Origin of the sequence: Novosphingobium sp. KN65.2 (assembly GCF_001368935.1) — a bacterium.
In the GTDB taxonomy this organism is placed as follows: Bacteria; Pseudomonadota; Alphaproteobacteria; order Sphingomonadales; family Sphingomonadaceae; genus Novosphingobium; species Novosphingobium mathurense.
Genome location: NZ_CCBH010000156.1, coordinates 1 through 15,151 on the forward strand (window position 1 = coordinate 1; position 15,151 = coordinate 15,151).

Sequence of the window (15,151 nt, forward strand, 5' to 3'; positions counted from 1 at the left end):
AAAAAAAACCCCCCCCCCCAAAAACGCGGGGGGGGGGCCCTCCTGCGAAGTCAATCGCGATCAGCTGTCGATCAGAACGAGACCGAGAGCGAGCCGACGACAGCGCCGTCGACGAAATTGTACGATGAACCGTCACCAAAGGTCGTACGGCTGCCCTGCGCATCGACGTACGAAACGCCAACGCTCAAGTTGCTGTTGACGGCGAATTCAGCACCGATCGACCAGTCGAAGGCATCGCCGTCGGCGGTATAGGTGAGATAGCCGTCGGTGTAGCCGACGTGACCCTTCAGGCTGACCGGGGTGTTCGGTACCGACACGCCGAGATCGGTGTAGATGTAAAGATTGTCGGTGCCGCCAAGCGAATCCTGCTTCGGGGCATATGCGACGCCGACAGTGCCATCCACGGGACCGAGGGTCTTGCTGAGCGAGCCGTAGAATTCGACGTAGTCGTAGTCACCGGCCGGTGCGTTCGGGTAAGCGTAGTAGAGCACGCCGATATCGCCCGAAATCCCGTTGGCGATGTCACCCGACCAGCCACCGTACAGGTCGAGCTCGGTGTGGCCGTAACCGACGGTATCTTCGTCAAGCGAAGAACCCCAGGTGCCGACGTAAAAGCCGCTCGAATGGCTGATGTCGACGCCGCCCTGGACAGCGATATCGCCACCCGAGAGATCAACACCGCGGAAGCGGTATTCGGTAACCAGCGCGGCATTGCCCGAGATGGTGATGTCCGAAGGGACACCGGCGTCATCGGCGAATGCCGGGGTTGCTGCGAGTGCGGCACCCGCGAAAAGAGTTGCAGCGAAAAGGCCACGGACGGACGTAAGCATATTCATTCCCTCACTAACTTTCTTATCCATGCATCGTCCCACCTGCGCTTGGCCGTCAGTTCTCTTCATGGAACCGATCTTGCCAGCCCACTAATGCTGCACTGCACCACCGCACGGCACAAGAAAAATTTCGATTCAGCAACACACGGGAAAGAAAGTGTGGACTTTCTGCCACTACACGAAACGGGTCGCTGATTACCTTGTCCGCCATTCCCTTGGGGCCTATAACTCTCGAACCAGAATGTTCACAAAGATCCGCACCATGCTGGGACGTCAGAAAGCGGCCCGTATCCCGACACTGAATTCAGGCGATCGGGTCTATGCCATTGGTGACATCCATGGCCGGATCGACCTGTTCAATTCGCTGATAGGGGCCATCGAGCAGGATGACGCCGATCGGGGAAGCGCAAACACCACAGTAATCCTTCTCGGCGACCTGATCGATCGCGGACCGGACAGCTCTGCCGTTGTTGCACGCGCGAAAGAGTGGGCAACGCATCGCCGGCTCGAATTCATCAAAGGCAATCACGAGGAAATGCTCATCGCCAGCCTCGTGAATGCCGATGTCCTGCGCGGCTTCCTGAAATACGGCGGTCGTGAAACGATCATGTCGTACGGCATAGACGAGAGGTTTATCGACGAAGCAGAGCCGGAAGAGCTGCAACTGCGCATGATCGAGGCGATCCCGAACGACGACATCGCGTTCCTCGACAGCTTCACCAAGCTGATACGCAATGGCGACTACCTGTTCGTGCACGCCGGCATCAGGCCGCAGACCCCGCTCGATCACCAGCTCGGGCGCGACTGCCGCTGGATCCGTGAGCCCTTCCTCAGCCACAACGGGGATTTCGGCGCTTTCGTCATCCACGGCCATACGATCGCCGAGGAACCCCAAGTGCGCAGCAACCGCATCGGTATCGATACGGGCGCTTTCGTATTCGGCGCACTGACCGCAATCGGCATCGAAGGGACCGAGCGCTGGTTCCTCCAGGCACGCGAAGACGAAGCTGGAGCCATCTCCACTTTTGCTGCGGCGGCATGATCCTTCATTGTGAAATGTCGGCTCGCGTCGATGACGCGAGCCATATGCCGGGGAGCCTGTAAGCCGGGTTCTGTGCCTGGCGTGGTCTCCCAAGACTGGGACCTTACGCCGCGGCGGCAGCCATTCCTCTCGGCGACGCATTGCCGCGCCGCTCCAGCGACCAACCCGGGCTGCCTGGGTCCGAAACCGACCCGCCTGTCGGCCCGAAAGCCTAAGGCCAGCAGCCCCTATTCGGTCTTGCTCCGGGTGGGGTTTACCATGCCGCTTGCCGTTACCGGAAGCGCGGTGCGCTTTTACCGCACCCTTTCACCCTTGCCTGCCTCGCGAAGAGGCATCGGCGGTCTGCTCTCTGTGGCACTATCCCTAAGCTTCCCCTCGCCTGCGCGAGAGTCGCCCGGCGGGCGTTACCCGCCACCCTTGTTTCGTGGAGCCCGGACTTTCCTCGGCCTTTGCCCCGCTCATGCTGAGCTTGACGAAGGACGCGGCTGCCCAGCTCCCCGGCGAGCGGTCACCTAGCACGACCGATGTCACGCTCCAACAAGAGTTCGAACAGGATTCCCCCGATCTCCCCATCGATTTCACCATCGATGATTTCCGGCCGCCAACGTCGCTGGAACGCCCGCACGGCAGCGCGCCCATCGGTAATGTCGTAACCGAACCGCTCCAGCGCGAGATAGAAGGCCCCCGGGTTGTCGTAGAACAGGTTCATCTTGGCTTTCGGAATCTCGAGCGCGAGCCCCAGTTCACCGAGCCGGGCCCAGTCGAAGTACTCACCCGGGTCCTGCTTGCGGGCCGGCGCGACATCGGAATGGCCGACCACGTTGGCGCGCGGAATATCGTGGCGATCCATGATGTCCGCAAGAAGCGGCAAGAGCGCGTCCATCTGCGGCTCGGGGAACGGACGATAGCCGAATTCATGGCCCGGATTGACCAGTTCGATCCCGATACTGGCCGAATTCACGTCCGCCTCACCGCGCCAGTAGGAGCGTCCGGCATGCCAGGCACGCTTTTCCTCCGGCACGAGACTGGTGACGATGCCCTCTTCGTCGATCATGTAATGGGCCGAAACCTCGGCCTGCGGATCGCACATCCGTTCCAGCGCCTCCTGCGCCGACTTCATGCCGGTGTAGTGCAGCACGACCATCGAAATCGGCCGCTTGCGCATATTACAGTTGGGAGACGCGACGACGTGATTGACCAACCATCGATTCATCGTCGGGCTCCCATCTGAGCGATACCTGCGATCCTTCAGGCCCCCGGAAGAACCGCGCCGAGTACCAGCGCATCTTCGGCAAGCGCAAACTGCAGCCCGCCCCCGGCATCCTGCGCCATCTGGTGCAGCATCGCCGCTGGTGCAGTCCGGCTCGACAGGTCTCCTTCCGGCAACGAGCCTTCCAGCGCACGACCGATATCGCGATCGAAGGCGATGCGCGGACCGGCGGAGCGTACCACAATCTCACTGGTGCCGTCGCGCAGTTCCGCCGCGAAGTCGATGGTGCCGCCGCGCGGCAGCGCCTCGATGCCGATCAACCCGAAATTCAACAGGGTTTTGATCGCTGGCTTGGGCATGACATCGCTTGCGAAGGCCCAATTGACCGAGATCCGCGCATTGCTGGCGACAAGCGCATCGATCAGGGCGCGCGCCTCGTTCACCGGAATCATTTCGCCAAAGCCGCCCGCTGCACCGAAAGCAAGGCGGAAGAACTTGAGCTTGTCGGCCGATATGCGCGCGCTCTGGTCGAGCAGTTCGAAGCAGCGCTGGCGCATCTCCGGGTCCTTCTCGTCCGACAGCAGCTCAAGGCCGTTGGTCAGGGCACCGACCGGGCTGAGCATGTCATGGCAAAGGCGTGAACACAGAAGGCTGGCAAGTTCGACGGGACTGATGGTCATCAATCAAAGGCTCTCGTTTTTCAGTCCGGGTTTCAAGCAATTGCCTGCAAGGCGACAACCATTGTCGCTTGCGCAACTGCTTCCCCGCTTGCGACGGACCTTTCCCGCTCTTGCACCAGAAAGCAACCGTAGTGGCGGTTCATTTGGGATCGAACGTTCCGAATGCCGGTGGATTTCTTCGAAAAGCCCGGTTTCATCGCTCGACCATACGGATTTCGATCCGCTCGAAACCCTTCGCCCCATCACGCCAGAATCCGATCTCCTCTCCTGCCACGATGGCCCAGATGCGCTGGTCGCCAGAAGCATGCTCGCAATCGGTGGCAGAAGGCACGGGATGCCCGACCGGGTGCGAATGGTAGTAACCCAGCACCTGCTTGCCCCCCGCACGCGCCTGCTTGTGCGAAGAGAGCAGGACCAGCGGATCGATCTCGAACTTGCGCTCGGGATCCTGCGCGACATTCGCCGCGACCAGTGCCTCGTCGATCCGTTCGCCGTGACCCAGAAGCACCCCGCAGCATTCACGCGGAGAGGCCTTTCTCGCCTCTTCGCGCATTCTTGCCAGCACCCCACTTGTCACTTCGACGACCATCCCCAAATCTTAGCCGCAATGGGGGGTAGTTCAAACATCTCTGAAGATCTGATCGAAGGCTGCATCGGCCCTGGCGGCGGCAGACTGGACAAGATGCTGGCAGAAGCCAGCGGCCTCTCGCGTGAGCGGGTCAAGGCATTGCTGGGCGAAGGACGCGTGACGCTGGACGGGAAGTCCGCGGCGCAAGCGTCCCTAAAGGTGAGCGAGGGCACGCCCTTCGCGATCCGCGTGCCCGCAGCGGCACCGGCCGAGGCAATAGCGCAGGACATCCCGCTCGATGTCGTGTTCGAGGACGAATTCCTCATCGTCATCGACAAGCCGGCCGGGCTCGTGGTCCATCCGGCTGCCGGCAATCTCGACGGAACGCTGGTCAATGCCCTGCTCCACCACTGCCGCGGGCAGCTGTCAGGGATCGGCGGCGTCGCCCGCCCCGGCATCGTCCACCGAATCGACAAGGATACGTCCGGATTGCTGGTCGTCGCCAAGACCGACCGGGCGCACGAGGGGCTGGCTGCACAGTTCGCCGATCATTCGATCGAGCGGGCCTACAAGGCGATAGTCGGCGGGCACCCGATTCCGATTGCCGGCACGGTGACGGGCGCGATCGGACGATCGAGCACGAATCGCAAGAAAATGGCCACTGTCGAAGAAGGCCGCGGCAAGCACGCGGTGACCCATTACCGCACCCTCGAGAGGCTCCGGCATGCCTCGCTCGTCGAGTGCCGTCTCGAAACCGGACGCACCCACCAGGTGCGCGTTCACATGTCGTCAATCGGCCATCCGCTATTGGGTGATCCTGTCTATGGACGTACACCTTCAGCGCTTCGCCCGATTCTCCAGAGGCTACAATTTTCCCGCCAGGCGCTTCACGCCGCGGAACTTGGCTTCATTCATCCCGTTAAGAAGGAGAAGGTGCACTTCGTCAGCCCAGTCCCCGCCGACATGGCGGCACTCATTGATGAATTGCAAAACTGAAATCGGATTTATGTGCTATCATGAACAGGTGGCCGCAAGCTAAGACGCCTAGCAAGGGTCTTTGACCGATGGCCGACCGGAAAGGACGGATGAACGTGAGCAACAACGAACGCAATCTCCCGGCTGTGCCGACTCTGGGCGGTGAGCAAAGCCTCAACCGCTACATGAGCGAGATTCGCAAGTTCCCGGTACTTGCCCCCGAGCAGGAATACATGCTCGCCAAGCGCTACAAGGAACATGAGGATCCGGAGGCTGCCGCCCAACTCGTAACCAGCCACCTGCGTCTCGTCGCGAAGATCGCGATGGGCTACCGCGGCTATGGCCTGCCCGTTTCGGAACTGATTTCCGAGGGCAACATCGGCCTGATGCAGGGCGTGAAGAAATTCGAACCCGATCGGGGCTTCCGCCTCGCGACTTACGCGATGTGGTGGATCAAGGCCTCGATACAGGAGTTCATCCTGCGCTCGTGGAGCCTCGTGAAGATGGGCACCACCGCCGCGCAGAAGAAGCTGTTCTTCAACCTGCGCCGCATGAAGAAGAACCTCGACGCCTACGAGGATACCGACCTCCACCCGGACGACGTTGCCAAGATCGCAACGACCCTGGGCGTGTCGGAAACCGAAGTCGTCAACATGAACCGGCGCATGATGATGGGCGGCGATGCCTCGCTCAACGTCTCCTTGCGCGAGGAAGGCGAAGGCCAGTGGATGGACATCCTCGCGGATGACCGCCCGCTGCAGGACGAAACCGTTGCCGACGCCGAGGAAGCTTCGGTCCGCCACGAAATGCTGGTCGAAGCGATGGATTCGCTCAACGACCGCGAACGCGACATTCTCACCGAACGTCGCCTGACGGACGACCCCAAGACGCTCGAGGAGCTGAGCCAAGTCTACCACGTCAGCCGCGAGCGCGTGCGCCAGATCGAAGTTCGTGCCTTCGAAAAGCTGCAGAAGGCGATGAACCGGATTGCCGGTGAAAAGCGCCTCATGCCGGCAACCTGACCGCAGGTGGCCTGACTTCAGGCCAACCGCAAGCCGGACAAGAGGCCGGGCCAACCCAAAGGGGGTAGGCCCGGCCTTTTTCCTATCTGCCATCATGGGGTGTCGGGCACCTGTCCAGCGGAGCGCTTTTCCGGCAGCTACAAGATCGCTAGTAGATCACCGGGCCCACGACGCATTCGCCAGTGGGCCGTCCAACCTGATCTCCGGAGCCCTTCTCCCTTGCTGCGCATCCTTGCCAAAACCATCGTCTGGTTCGTCGCCATCAGCGTGGGTCTCACTGTCCTCTACCGGTTCGTGCCGCCGCCGGTCACCGTCACCATGGTGATGGACGGCAACGGCATCACCAAGGACTGGGAACCGCTGAGCCGGATTGACCGCAACATGGTTGCCGCAGTCGTCGCGGGAGAGGACGGCAAGTTCTGCAGCCACAGCGGCTTCGACACCGAGGCGATCGAGAAGGCGATAGAGCGCAATGCCCGCGGCGGTCGTCTGCGCGGAGGTTCGACGATCAGCCAGCAGACCGCCAAGAACGTGTTTCTTTGGCAGGGCGAAGGCTGGACCCGCTACCTGCGCAAGGGCCTGGAAGTCTGGTTCACTTTTCTGATCGAAAACCTGTGGGACAAGCGCCGGATCATGGAAGTCTACCTCAACGTCGCGGAAACCGGCATCGGCACTTACGGCGTCGAGGCTGGCTCCCAGCGCTATTTCGGCAAGTCCGCAGCCAACCTGACCCCAACCGAAGCGGCACGCATGGCAGCCGCCCTGCCCAGCCCCAAAACCCGCGCAGTCAAAAGCCCCTCGGGCTTCACCCGCCGCTACGGCAACACGATCGCCGCGCGCATCGGCACCGTGAAGCGCGACGGCTACGACGCCTGCGTCTACCAGTAAGCCGCCGCCATCACGTACAAGAAAGGGGGAGAGAACCGAAGTCCCCTCCCCCCTCGCTGTTTCCGGTCGTTGTCCGGCTGCGATCAGAACTGGAAGTTGATCGAGGCCGAGAACGTGCGCGGTGCACCGATATAGGCGTAAGTCGTTGCCCTGCTGTCCACACCTGCATCGTCGAACGAGCCATAGTAGAACTCGTCGAACAGGTTCGTGACGTTGGCCTGCAGGTAGGTCTTGTCGCCCATGCCCAGAAAGCCCAGGTCCAGACGCGCGTCGAGGTTGACCACGGTATAGCCCGGAACCTTGGCTGCCCAGATCTGATCCCCGGCCTTGTTGTAGACCGGAGTGTTCAGGCTGTTGTAGTAGCGTGAACCGGTACGCTTGGCTTCGACGCCGAGCGAGACCGGGCCTGCGTTGCCTTCGACGCGGCCACCAAAAGTGAGCTTGGGAACGCCGCCTTCCATGTTGCCGGAGGTCTTGGCAAAATCGTTGACCCCGGTCTGGACGTCGTCACGGATCTTCGACCACAGGTACGATCCGAAGACGTAGGCCTTGAAGTGGCTATCCGGGCTGACGGCGAGCGTTGCGTCGAGGCCGTAACGGTCGACCGTACCGAGGTTGGTATAAGTCGTGCGGTCCGTTTCGGGATTGTAGGCCGAGGAAAGCCGGTTGGCGAAGATCGTGTACCAGCCTCCGAACGAACCCTGGATCATGCCACTGCGGAAGCGCAGGCCAAGGTCGAAGTTGTCCGAAGTTTCAGGCTTGGCCGAGCTGGCACCCTCGGTGCCGCGCGCGTAGAAAAACGAGTTGTAGAGGTTGTCGGTACCCGGGACCTGCACGCCCTTCGAGTAGTTGAAGTAGAGGCTCGCTTCAGGCGTGAAGTCGTAAGTGAAGCCTGCCGTGGGCAGAACGCGATTGTAATTGAAGACCCGGTTGTCGGGTGCACCGTATCCGGGATTTTCCGCAGCCCGGGTCGCTTCGTCCGCGCTGTTGGTGGCGAAGCAGTCAACATAGCCCGATGAACTGGTGGTCAGGCAGTTCTGCGTCAGGTTGCGGCGGAAGAACGGGACACGTACACCGGCAACGATGTGCAGCGAGTCGTTCATGAAGTCGCCCGAGTACTCGCCCGAAACCTGGTTCAGGATCGCGTAGGACAGGCGATCGCGCTTCTCCAGAACGTTGCCTGCCGCATCGGTCAGCGGCTTCTTGTTGTTGAAGTAGTTCTGGGCGAGGCCATTGGCCTGCAGGAAGCCGACCTCACCCGTCTGACGGTGGCGGCCACGGTCGTAGGTATAGGCCAGGCGCACTCGGTTGTTGTCACCGAAGTCATAGCGCAGCGAAGCGATGACGCCGATGCGGTTGGTCACGGTCTGGCTCGGGGTGGATACGAGCACCGTATCCCGCGTATCGCCATCGCCGTTCAGATCGACGCCGCCGAAGTAGGGGCTGCCGCCGATATAGCCACTGGTGATCGTGCCACTGTAGGTGCCCTCATAGCCGACGCTCGTGCCGCCGCCGTTGGCCGACGTGTACTGGAAGTAAGGGTCGACGGTCAGGACGAGGCTATCGCTCAGGGTGAAGCGCGAATTGATGCGGATATTGCCGGTCTTCGACGGGTTGTAGCGATATTCCCACGCGGAGCCGCAGCCGTTCTTGTTCGCGACATCCTTCACGCCCGACGTACCTGCCGGGATCGTGCAACGCTCGACCACGTAGTCATCGCGCGCGGACTTCGTGAGCGGAATGCCATCCGTGGTGGTCAGCTTCCAGTCGGAGGACATGTTGTTGCGGTTGTTGTTGAGATGGCCGGACACGGCGATGAAATCGCCGCTGTCGCCGAGCGGCTGATAGATCTTGGCGTTGAGCTGGGTCTTCTTGATCTCGCCGAAGTTGCCGTACAGCGCGTCATAGGTATCGCGCGAAGCGGCGAAGTAGGCACGCGTTCCGGAATCGTTGAGATCCCCGGTATTGATCATGCCGAAGATGCGCATCTTGCTCTGGTCGCCAACCGTACCGACCATGCGTGCGCCGAATTCGTGGGTCGGCGTCAACGAACGGTAGTTGACGGTCGAGCCGGTGGCCGATGCAGTCGGCGAGTCGACGTCGGTCGTGCCGAGGTTGACGTTGACCTGCTCGATCAGTTCCGGATCGAGATTCTGGTTGGTGTAGAGCGCGTAGTTGCCGGTGTCGTTGGCCGGGATGCCATCGAAGGTCTGCGAAATGCGGGTATCGTCGAAACCGCGGATCATCAGGTTACCGCCTGAAGATCCGAAACCGTCGTAGTTCTGGAAATTGACGCCCGGGATCAAGTTGATCGTCTCGTTGATCGTCTGGCCCGGCGTGCCGCGGCTGATGAACTCCTGGGTCAGGACCTGCTTGGCCTTGGGCGTGTCCGGCAATTCAACGCCAGCGACCGAGCGATCAATCCGTCCGGTGACGATGATCGTGTCTTCCTCGAAGTCGACCGAACCGGTCGACTGGGCAAGCACGGGAACGGAAAGGAAAGCGACACCTACGGCCAGCACGCTGGTGGCGGTGTTCAAAGCGGTTTGAAACTTCATGGGGACCCCTGAATTGTCAGATCGGGTTGAAGCGAAAAGGGCGGAAGCAAATTTTCGGTGGGAGAGAACCGCGTCGGATTTGCTGCAGCCGCTAAGAGCATCGTCCCATGACAACTTTCTGACGTTCAAGATTCCTTTTTGATCTCAATGTCGTAATTTAATGAACCATTGCCATTGTCAATATTTCGTAATATACGTGATTCTGTTTTATATCAGTACCTTACATAAGGCAGCTCAATGCTGCCTTGCGGCATAAATGTCACGCCTCGAAGCAGTGGCCGAATAGCGCACAATTTTCCGTTCGAAATGAATGACATGTGATGATACTTCATAGCTTGCTGGCCCTTGCCCGCACGTGCGATGAAATCAGCCATGGGCAGCGGACATCATCACGGGCACGACCATTCCCATGGTCACGGGCATAGCCACGGGCACCACCATCACGCTCCGCCGCTGCCCGGCAACGCCAACACGGCTTTCGCCATTGCCGTCGCGCTCAATGTCGGTTTCGTTATCGCTGAAGTCGTCGCTGGGCTGTTCAGCGGCTCGATGGCACTGCTGGCCGATGCCGGGCACAACCTCTCGGACGTGCTCTCGCTAATGCTGGCATGGGCCGCGAGCGTGTTGGCCGCCCGGCCGCCTTCGGAACGCTTCACTTACGGCCTGAAGAGTTCCTCGATCCTCGCCTCGATCGCCAATGCGGCGCTGCTTTGGGTCGCCATCGGCGCGATCCTGGTCGAGACGATCCGGCGATTCAACGATCCTGCACCTGTGGCCGGGATGACAATGATCGTCGTGGCCGCAGTCGGCATTGCCGTGAACGCGCTATCCGCCCTGCTTTTCGCCAAGGGCAGCAAGAGCGATCTCAACCTGCGTGCCGCTTTCGTCCACCTCATGGCTGACGCGGCGGTCTCTGCCGGAGTCGTGCTGGCCGGCCTGGCAATCTACGGGACTGGCCTTGCCGTGATCGACCCAATCACGTCCCTGCTTATCACCGCCGTGATCGCCTGGTCGAGCTGGGGCCTTCTGCGCGATTCGCTGCGTATGGGAATGCTGGCTGTACCCGATCATATCGACGTAGCGAAAGTACGCACCTTCCTCGAGAGGCAACCCGGCGTCGTGCGGGTCCACGACCTCCATGTCTGGCCGATGAGCACGACCGAGACAGCGCTCACCGCCCACCTCGTCATGCCGGGCGCAAGCCGCGAAGACACGTTCCTCCGCCAACTCGGTCGCGACCTCGAACACGAGTTCGGCATCGGCCACCCGACGATCCAGATCGAGACAGATCCGGACGCACCCTGTGCCCTGGAAAGCGAAGCAGTCATCTGACTTTCAAAGCACCGCGTCTCAAAGAAAAAGGCCGCCCGCATCGCTGCGGACGGCCTTTTTTCCGTTCTGTCCGGCGCTGAACCTCAGGCCGCGGCTTCGGCCTTGTCGCCCTTGAGTACGCGAACCGGTTCCTTGCGGCCTTCAACCACTTCCTTGTCGACCACGACTTCGGCGATGTCGGTCTCGGTCGGCAGGTCGTACATGGTATCGAGCAGCAGACCCTCGACGATCGAGCGAAGGCCACGGGCACCGGTCTTGCGGTCGATTGCCCTCTGGGCAATCGCCTCAAGCGCCTCGTCGGTGAAGGTCAGCTCAACGTCCTCAAGCTCGAAAAGCTTGCGGTACTGCTTGATGAGCGCGTTCTTCGGCTCCTTGAGGATCTTCACGAGCGCAGCGATATCGAGATCTTCCAGCGTCGCAATGACCGGCAGACGGCCGACGAATTCGGGAATCAGGCCGAACTTGAGCAGATCTTCTGGCTCCGACTTCTGCAGGAGCTCGCCCACGCGGCGCTTGTCGGGATCGGCGACGTGTGCACCGAAGCCGATCGAACGCTTCTGCAGGCGGTCGGCGATGATCTTTTCGAGGCCCGCGAAGGCGCCGCCGCAGATGAACAGGATGTTGGTCGTGTCCACCTGCAGGAATTCCTGCTGCGGGTGCTTGCGGCCGCCCTGCGGCGGGACCGAAGCGGTGGTGCCTTCCATCAGCTTGAGCAGTGCCTGTTGCACGCCCTCGCCCGAAACGTCACGCGTGATCGACGGGTTCTCGGCCTTGCGGCTGATCTTGTCGATCTCGTCGATGTAGACGATGCCGTGCTGCGCCTTCTCGACGTTATAGTCGGAAGCCTGGAGCAGCTTGAGGATGATGTTTTCCACGTCCTCGCCCACGTAACCGGCTTCGGTCAGCGTGGTGGCATCGGCCATCGTGAAGGGCACGTCGAACGTCTTGGCCAGAGTCTGCGCCAGCAGCGTCTTGCCGGAACCGGTCGGGCCGACCAGCAGAATGTTCGACTTCGACAGCTCGACGTCGCCCTGCTTGCCGCTGTGCTTGAGGCGCTTGTAGTGGTTGTGCACCGCCACCGACAGCACGCGCTTGGCGCGGTCTTGGCCGATCACGTAGTCGTTAAGCGTCTCGCAGATTTCGCGGGGAGACGGCACGCCGCCATCCTTCTTGCCCGCGATCCCGGCCTTGGTTTCCTCACGAATGATGTCGTTGCAGAGCTCGACGCATTCGTCACAGATAAAGACCGTGGGTCCCGCGATCAGCTTGCGCACTTCGTGCTGCGACTTGCCGCAGAAGCTGCAGTAAAGGGTGCTTTTCGCGTCAGATCCGCTCAATTTCGTCATTTTCCGTCTTTGGCCCCCGTTTGAGGCGACTCGATTAGTCTACTCTGCGGGGGGCCGGTTTTGCAATCCTAGGCCGAATTCGTTGAGACTGGCTAAATGGCTAACACCGCGTATCGCCATTCACCCTGCCGCATCATCCTTCGGCCGTCTTCTCCGCATCAGGCCGCGTTTCGAAAACCTTGTCGACGAGACCGAAGGCCAGCGCTTCCTCGGCTTCGAGGAAGGTATCGCGGTCCATCGCCTTCTCGATTTCGTCGAGCGACTTGCCGGTGTACTTCACGTAGAGATCGTTCAGGCGCTTGCGCATGCGCAGGATTTCACGCGCCTGGATCTCGATGTCCGATGCCATGCCGCGCGCGCCGCCCGAGGGCTGGTGCACCATGATTCGGGCATTGGGCAGCGCGATGCGCATGCCCGGCTCACCTGCAGCGAGCAGGAAGCTGCCCATCGATGCGGCCTGGCCGATGCACACGGTCGAAACGCGCGGCTTGATGTACTGCATGGTGTCATGGATCGCCATGCCCGCCGTGACGACACCGCCCGGCGAGTTGATGTACATCGAGATATCCTTCGAGGGATTTTCCGATTCCAAGAACAGCAACTGTGCGACGATGAGCGAGGCCATGTGGTCCTCGACCTCACCGGTCACGAAGACGATGCGCTCACGCAGCAGGCGCGAGTAGATGTCGAAGCTGCGCTCACCGCGACTGGTCTGCTCGACGACCATGGGCACAAGAGCGCCGGTCACGGGATCGGTGGTGAACTTTCCTTGGGCGCCCGAGGCGCCAAACAGGTCGAGCATGGGAGTCCTCTTCTGGTTGGACCGTCTATGTCGCGTGCCGTTTGCCGATGTTCAAGGGGATTAACCGATCAATCGACATCCGGAATGGGACAATTGTTTCAGCGATACCTCAAATCCGGCAGAGACCGGGATGCGACAACGGCCCGGCGTGCCAGAGCACACCGGGCCGTCAATCGCAAAGCACCGACCGGGATCAGTCTTCGGTCTTCTCGGCAGCCTTCTTGGCCGGAGCCTTCTTGGCAGCAGGCTTCTTGGCAGCAGGCTTGGCCTCGCCTTCTTCGGCAGCTTCAGCCTTCTTGGCCGGAGCCTTCTTCGCCGGAGCCTTCTTGGCAGCCGGCTTATCGGCTTCTTCCACGTCGGCGTCGTCGGCCTTCTTGGTAGCGGCCTTCTTCGCCGGAGCCTTCTTGGCGGCAGACGCTTCGGCCTCGCCCTCGTCGGCGGCATCGGCCTTCTTGGCAGCAGCCTTCTTCGCCGGGGCCTTCTTCGCGGCCGGCTTATTCGCGGTCGCTTCGTCGGTGTCGGCTTCGATCGCAGCCTGCAGTTCGTCGCGGGTCACTTCACGCTCGGTGACTTCGGCCTTCTCGATGAGGAAGTCGACGACCTTGTCCTCATAGAGGGGCGCGCGCAGCTGGGCGGCCATCATCGGGTCGTTGGCGACGTATTCCATGAAACGCTGACGGTCTTCGGGGCGGTACTGCTGCGCCGCCTGCGAAACCAGCATCGACATTTCCTGCTGCGAAACCTCGACGCCGTTGGTCTGGCCGATTTCCGACAGGAGCAGACCCAGGCGCACACGGCGCTCGGCGATCTTGCGATAGTCGTCCTTCTCGGCCTCGATTTCCTTCAGCGCGGCCTCGGGATCTTCCTCGTGGCTGGCTTCATGGGTGAGCTGCTGCCATATCTGGCTGAACTCGGCCTCGACCATCGTCGGCGGCACGTCGAAGTCGTGGCCGGCGGCTAGCTGGTCGAGCAGCGAGCGCTTCATGGCGGTGCGGGTAAGGCCGGCAGTTTCCTGCTCGAGCTGGCCCTTCAGCAGTTCCTTGAGCTGGTCGAGACCCTCAAGGCCCAGTTCCTTGGCGAAATCGTCGTCGATCTTGGTTTCGGCCGGAGCCTTCACTTCGTGTGCGGCGATGTCGAAGGTGGTTTCCTTGCCCTTCAGGTTTTCGGCCTGGTAGTCCTCGGGGAAGGTCACGGTGATGGTGCGCTCGTCACCGGCCTTGATGCCGACGAGCTGTTCTTCGAAGCCGGGGATGAAACGGCCCGAGCCGATCACCAGCGGGGCCTTCTCGGCCTTGCCGCCTTCGAACTCGACGCCGTCGAGCTTGCCGGTGAAGTCGATGATTACCTGGTCGCCGTCTTCTGCCGCACCGTCCTTGGTCTCGAAACGCTGCTGCTGCGAGGCGATGCGCTCAACCGCTTCGTCGATCGCCGATTCGGCAACCGGAACGATCAGTTTTTCGAGCTTCAGGCCGTCGATGGCCGGTGCTGCGATGACCGGGAGCACTTCCAGGCTGACGGTGAGCTCGGCGTCCTTGCCCTGCTCATAGCCCTCGCCCAGAGCCACGTCCGGGTTCATGGCCGGGCGCAGCGCATTGTCGGCAACGAGCTTGTCCATCGCTTCGCGAATGGTAGTGTTGAGCGCTTCGCGGTGAATCGCCTCGCCGTGCATCTTCTTGACGAGGTTCGCAGGAACCTTGCCGGGGCGGAAGCCGGGCATGCGTACCTGCGGCGCGATCTTCTTGATCTCGCCCTCGACGCGAGCGGAAATATCCTTGGCGGGGATGGTCACCGTGTAGGCGCGCTTCAGTCCCTCGTTAGTGGTTTCGACGATCTGCATTTCGATGCCTTCCTGTGCAATCCTTGTGGTCGCTCTCGCGACCGACTCTCTCGCTTCATCC

Annotated in this window: 13 protein-coding genes and 1 other RNA gene; 5 read left to right on the top strand and 9 right to left on the bottom strand. The window is 61.3% G+C overall.

Annotation, left to right across the window (positions count from 1 at the left end):
- Positions 1-71: 71 nt before the first annotated feature.
- Positions 72-830 (bottom strand): TorF family putative porin, encoded by a 759-nt coding sequence (locus tag SPHV1_RS12850; RefSeq protein WP_054946441.1) that lies wholly within the window; start codon positions 828-830, stop codon positions 72-74.
- Between the two features lie 241 nt (positions 831-1,071).
- On the opposite strand from SPHV1_RS12850, the gene SPHV1_RS12855 reads away from it, so the two are divergent.
- Positions 1,072-1,872 carry a metallophosphoesterase gene (locus SPHV1_RS12855; RefSeq protein WP_054946442.1) on the top strand — a complete coding sequence of 267 codons (801 nt, stop codon included), beginning with the start codon at positions 1,072-1,074 and terminating at the stop codon, positions 1,870-1,872.
- A 43-nt stretch (positions 1,873-1,915) separates the two neighbouring features.
- Here SPHV1_RS12855 and rnpB read toward each other — a convergent pair.
- The 4 genes from rnpB to SPHV1_RS12870 form a co-directional block, all read right to left on the bottom strand.
- An RNA gene (gene rnpB, locus SPHV1_RS12915) (RNase P RNA component class A) lies at positions 1,916-2,373 on the bottom strand.
- 7 nt (positions 2,374-2,380) lie between these two features.
- Entirely contained in the window at positions 2,381-3,085 is a 705-nt protein-coding gene (locus tag SPHV1_RS12860) for an N-acetylmuramoyl-L-alanine amidase (RefSeq protein ID WP_054946443.1), read from the bottom strand.
- Between the two features lie 35 nt (positions 3,086-3,120).
- Entirely contained in the window at positions 3,121-3,762 is a 642-nt protein-coding gene (locus tag SPHV1_RS12865; protein WP_054946453.1) for a histidine phosphotransferase family protein, read from the bottom strand.
- A gap of 193 nt (positions 3,763-3,955) precedes the next feature.
- On the bottom strand, positions 3,956-4,351 hold the full coding sequence (locus tag SPHV1_RS12870) for a M67 family metallopeptidase (RefSeq protein ID WP_054946444.1): 396 nt from the start codon (positions 4,349-4,351) through the stop codon (positions 3,956-3,958).
- Positions 4,352-4,369: 18 nt separating this feature from the next.
- Here SPHV1_RS12870 and SPHV1_RS12875 point away from each other — a divergent pair, with 18 nt between their 5' ends.
- The 3 genes from SPHV1_RS12875 to mtgA all read left to right on the top strand — a co-directional run bounded on the left by SPHV1_RS12875 (position 4,370) and on the right by mtgA (position 7,215).
- Positions 4,370-5,326 (top strand): RluA family pseudouridine synthase, encoded by a 957-nt coding sequence (locus SPHV1_RS12875; RefSeq protein ID WP_054946445.1) that lies wholly within the window; start codon positions 4,370-4,372, stop codon positions 5,324-5,326.
- Positions 5,327-5,415: 89 nt separating this feature from the next.
- Entirely contained in the window at positions 5,416-6,327 is a 912-nt protein-coding gene (gene rpoH / locus SPHV1_RS12880; RefSeq protein WP_054946446.1) for an RNA polymerase sigma factor RpoH, read from the top strand.
- 222 nt (positions 6,328-6,549) lie between these two features.
- Entirely contained in the window at positions 6,550-7,215 is a 666-nt protein-coding gene (gene mtgA / locus SPHV1_RS12885) for a monofunctional biosynthetic peptidoglycan transglycosylase (RefSeq protein ID WP_176167961.1), read from the top strand.
- Between the two features lie 83 nt (positions 7,216-7,298).
- On the opposite strand, the gene SPHV1_RS12890 is transcribed toward mtgA, so the two are convergent.
- Complete coding sequence (locus SPHV1_RS12890; protein ID WP_054946448.1) at positions 7,299-9,773, bottom strand: TonB-dependent receptor; 2,475 nt, start codon at positions 9,771-9,773, stop codon at positions 7,299-7,301.
- 372 nt (positions 9,774-10,145) lie between these two features.
- On the opposite strand from SPHV1_RS12890, the gene SPHV1_RS12895 reads away from it, so the two are divergent.
- On the top strand, positions 10,146-11,105 hold the full coding sequence (locus SPHV1_RS12895) for a cation diffusion facilitator family transporter (protein WP_054946449.1): 960 nt from the start codon (positions 10,146-10,148) through the stop codon (positions 11,103-11,105).
- Between the two features lie 83 nt (positions 11,106-11,188).
- On the opposite strand, the gene clpX is transcribed toward SPHV1_RS12895, so the two are convergent.
- The 3 genes from clpX to tig form a co-directional block, all read right to left on the bottom strand.
- Positions 11,189-12,451, bottom strand: a complete 1,263-nt coding sequence (gene clpX / locus SPHV1_RS12900; protein WP_054946450.1) for an ATP-dependent Clp protease ATP-binding subunit ClpX — start codon at positions 12,449-12,451, stop codon at positions 11,189-11,191.
- A 133-nt stretch (positions 12,452-12,584) separates the two neighbouring features.
- Positions 12,585-13,253, bottom strand: a complete 669-nt coding sequence (gene clpP, locus SPHV1_RS12905) for an ATP-dependent Clp endopeptidase proteolytic subunit ClpP (RefSeq protein WP_054946451.1) — start codon at positions 13,251-13,253, stop codon at positions 12,585-12,587.
- A gap of 193 nt (positions 13,254-13,446) precedes the next feature.
- Positions 13,447-15,090 (bottom strand): trigger factor, encoded by a 1,644-nt coding sequence (gene tig, locus SPHV1_RS12910; protein ID WP_054946452.1) that lies wholly within the window; start codon positions 15,088-15,090, stop codon positions 13,447-13,449.
- Positions 15,091-15,151 lie beyond the last annotated feature (61 nt).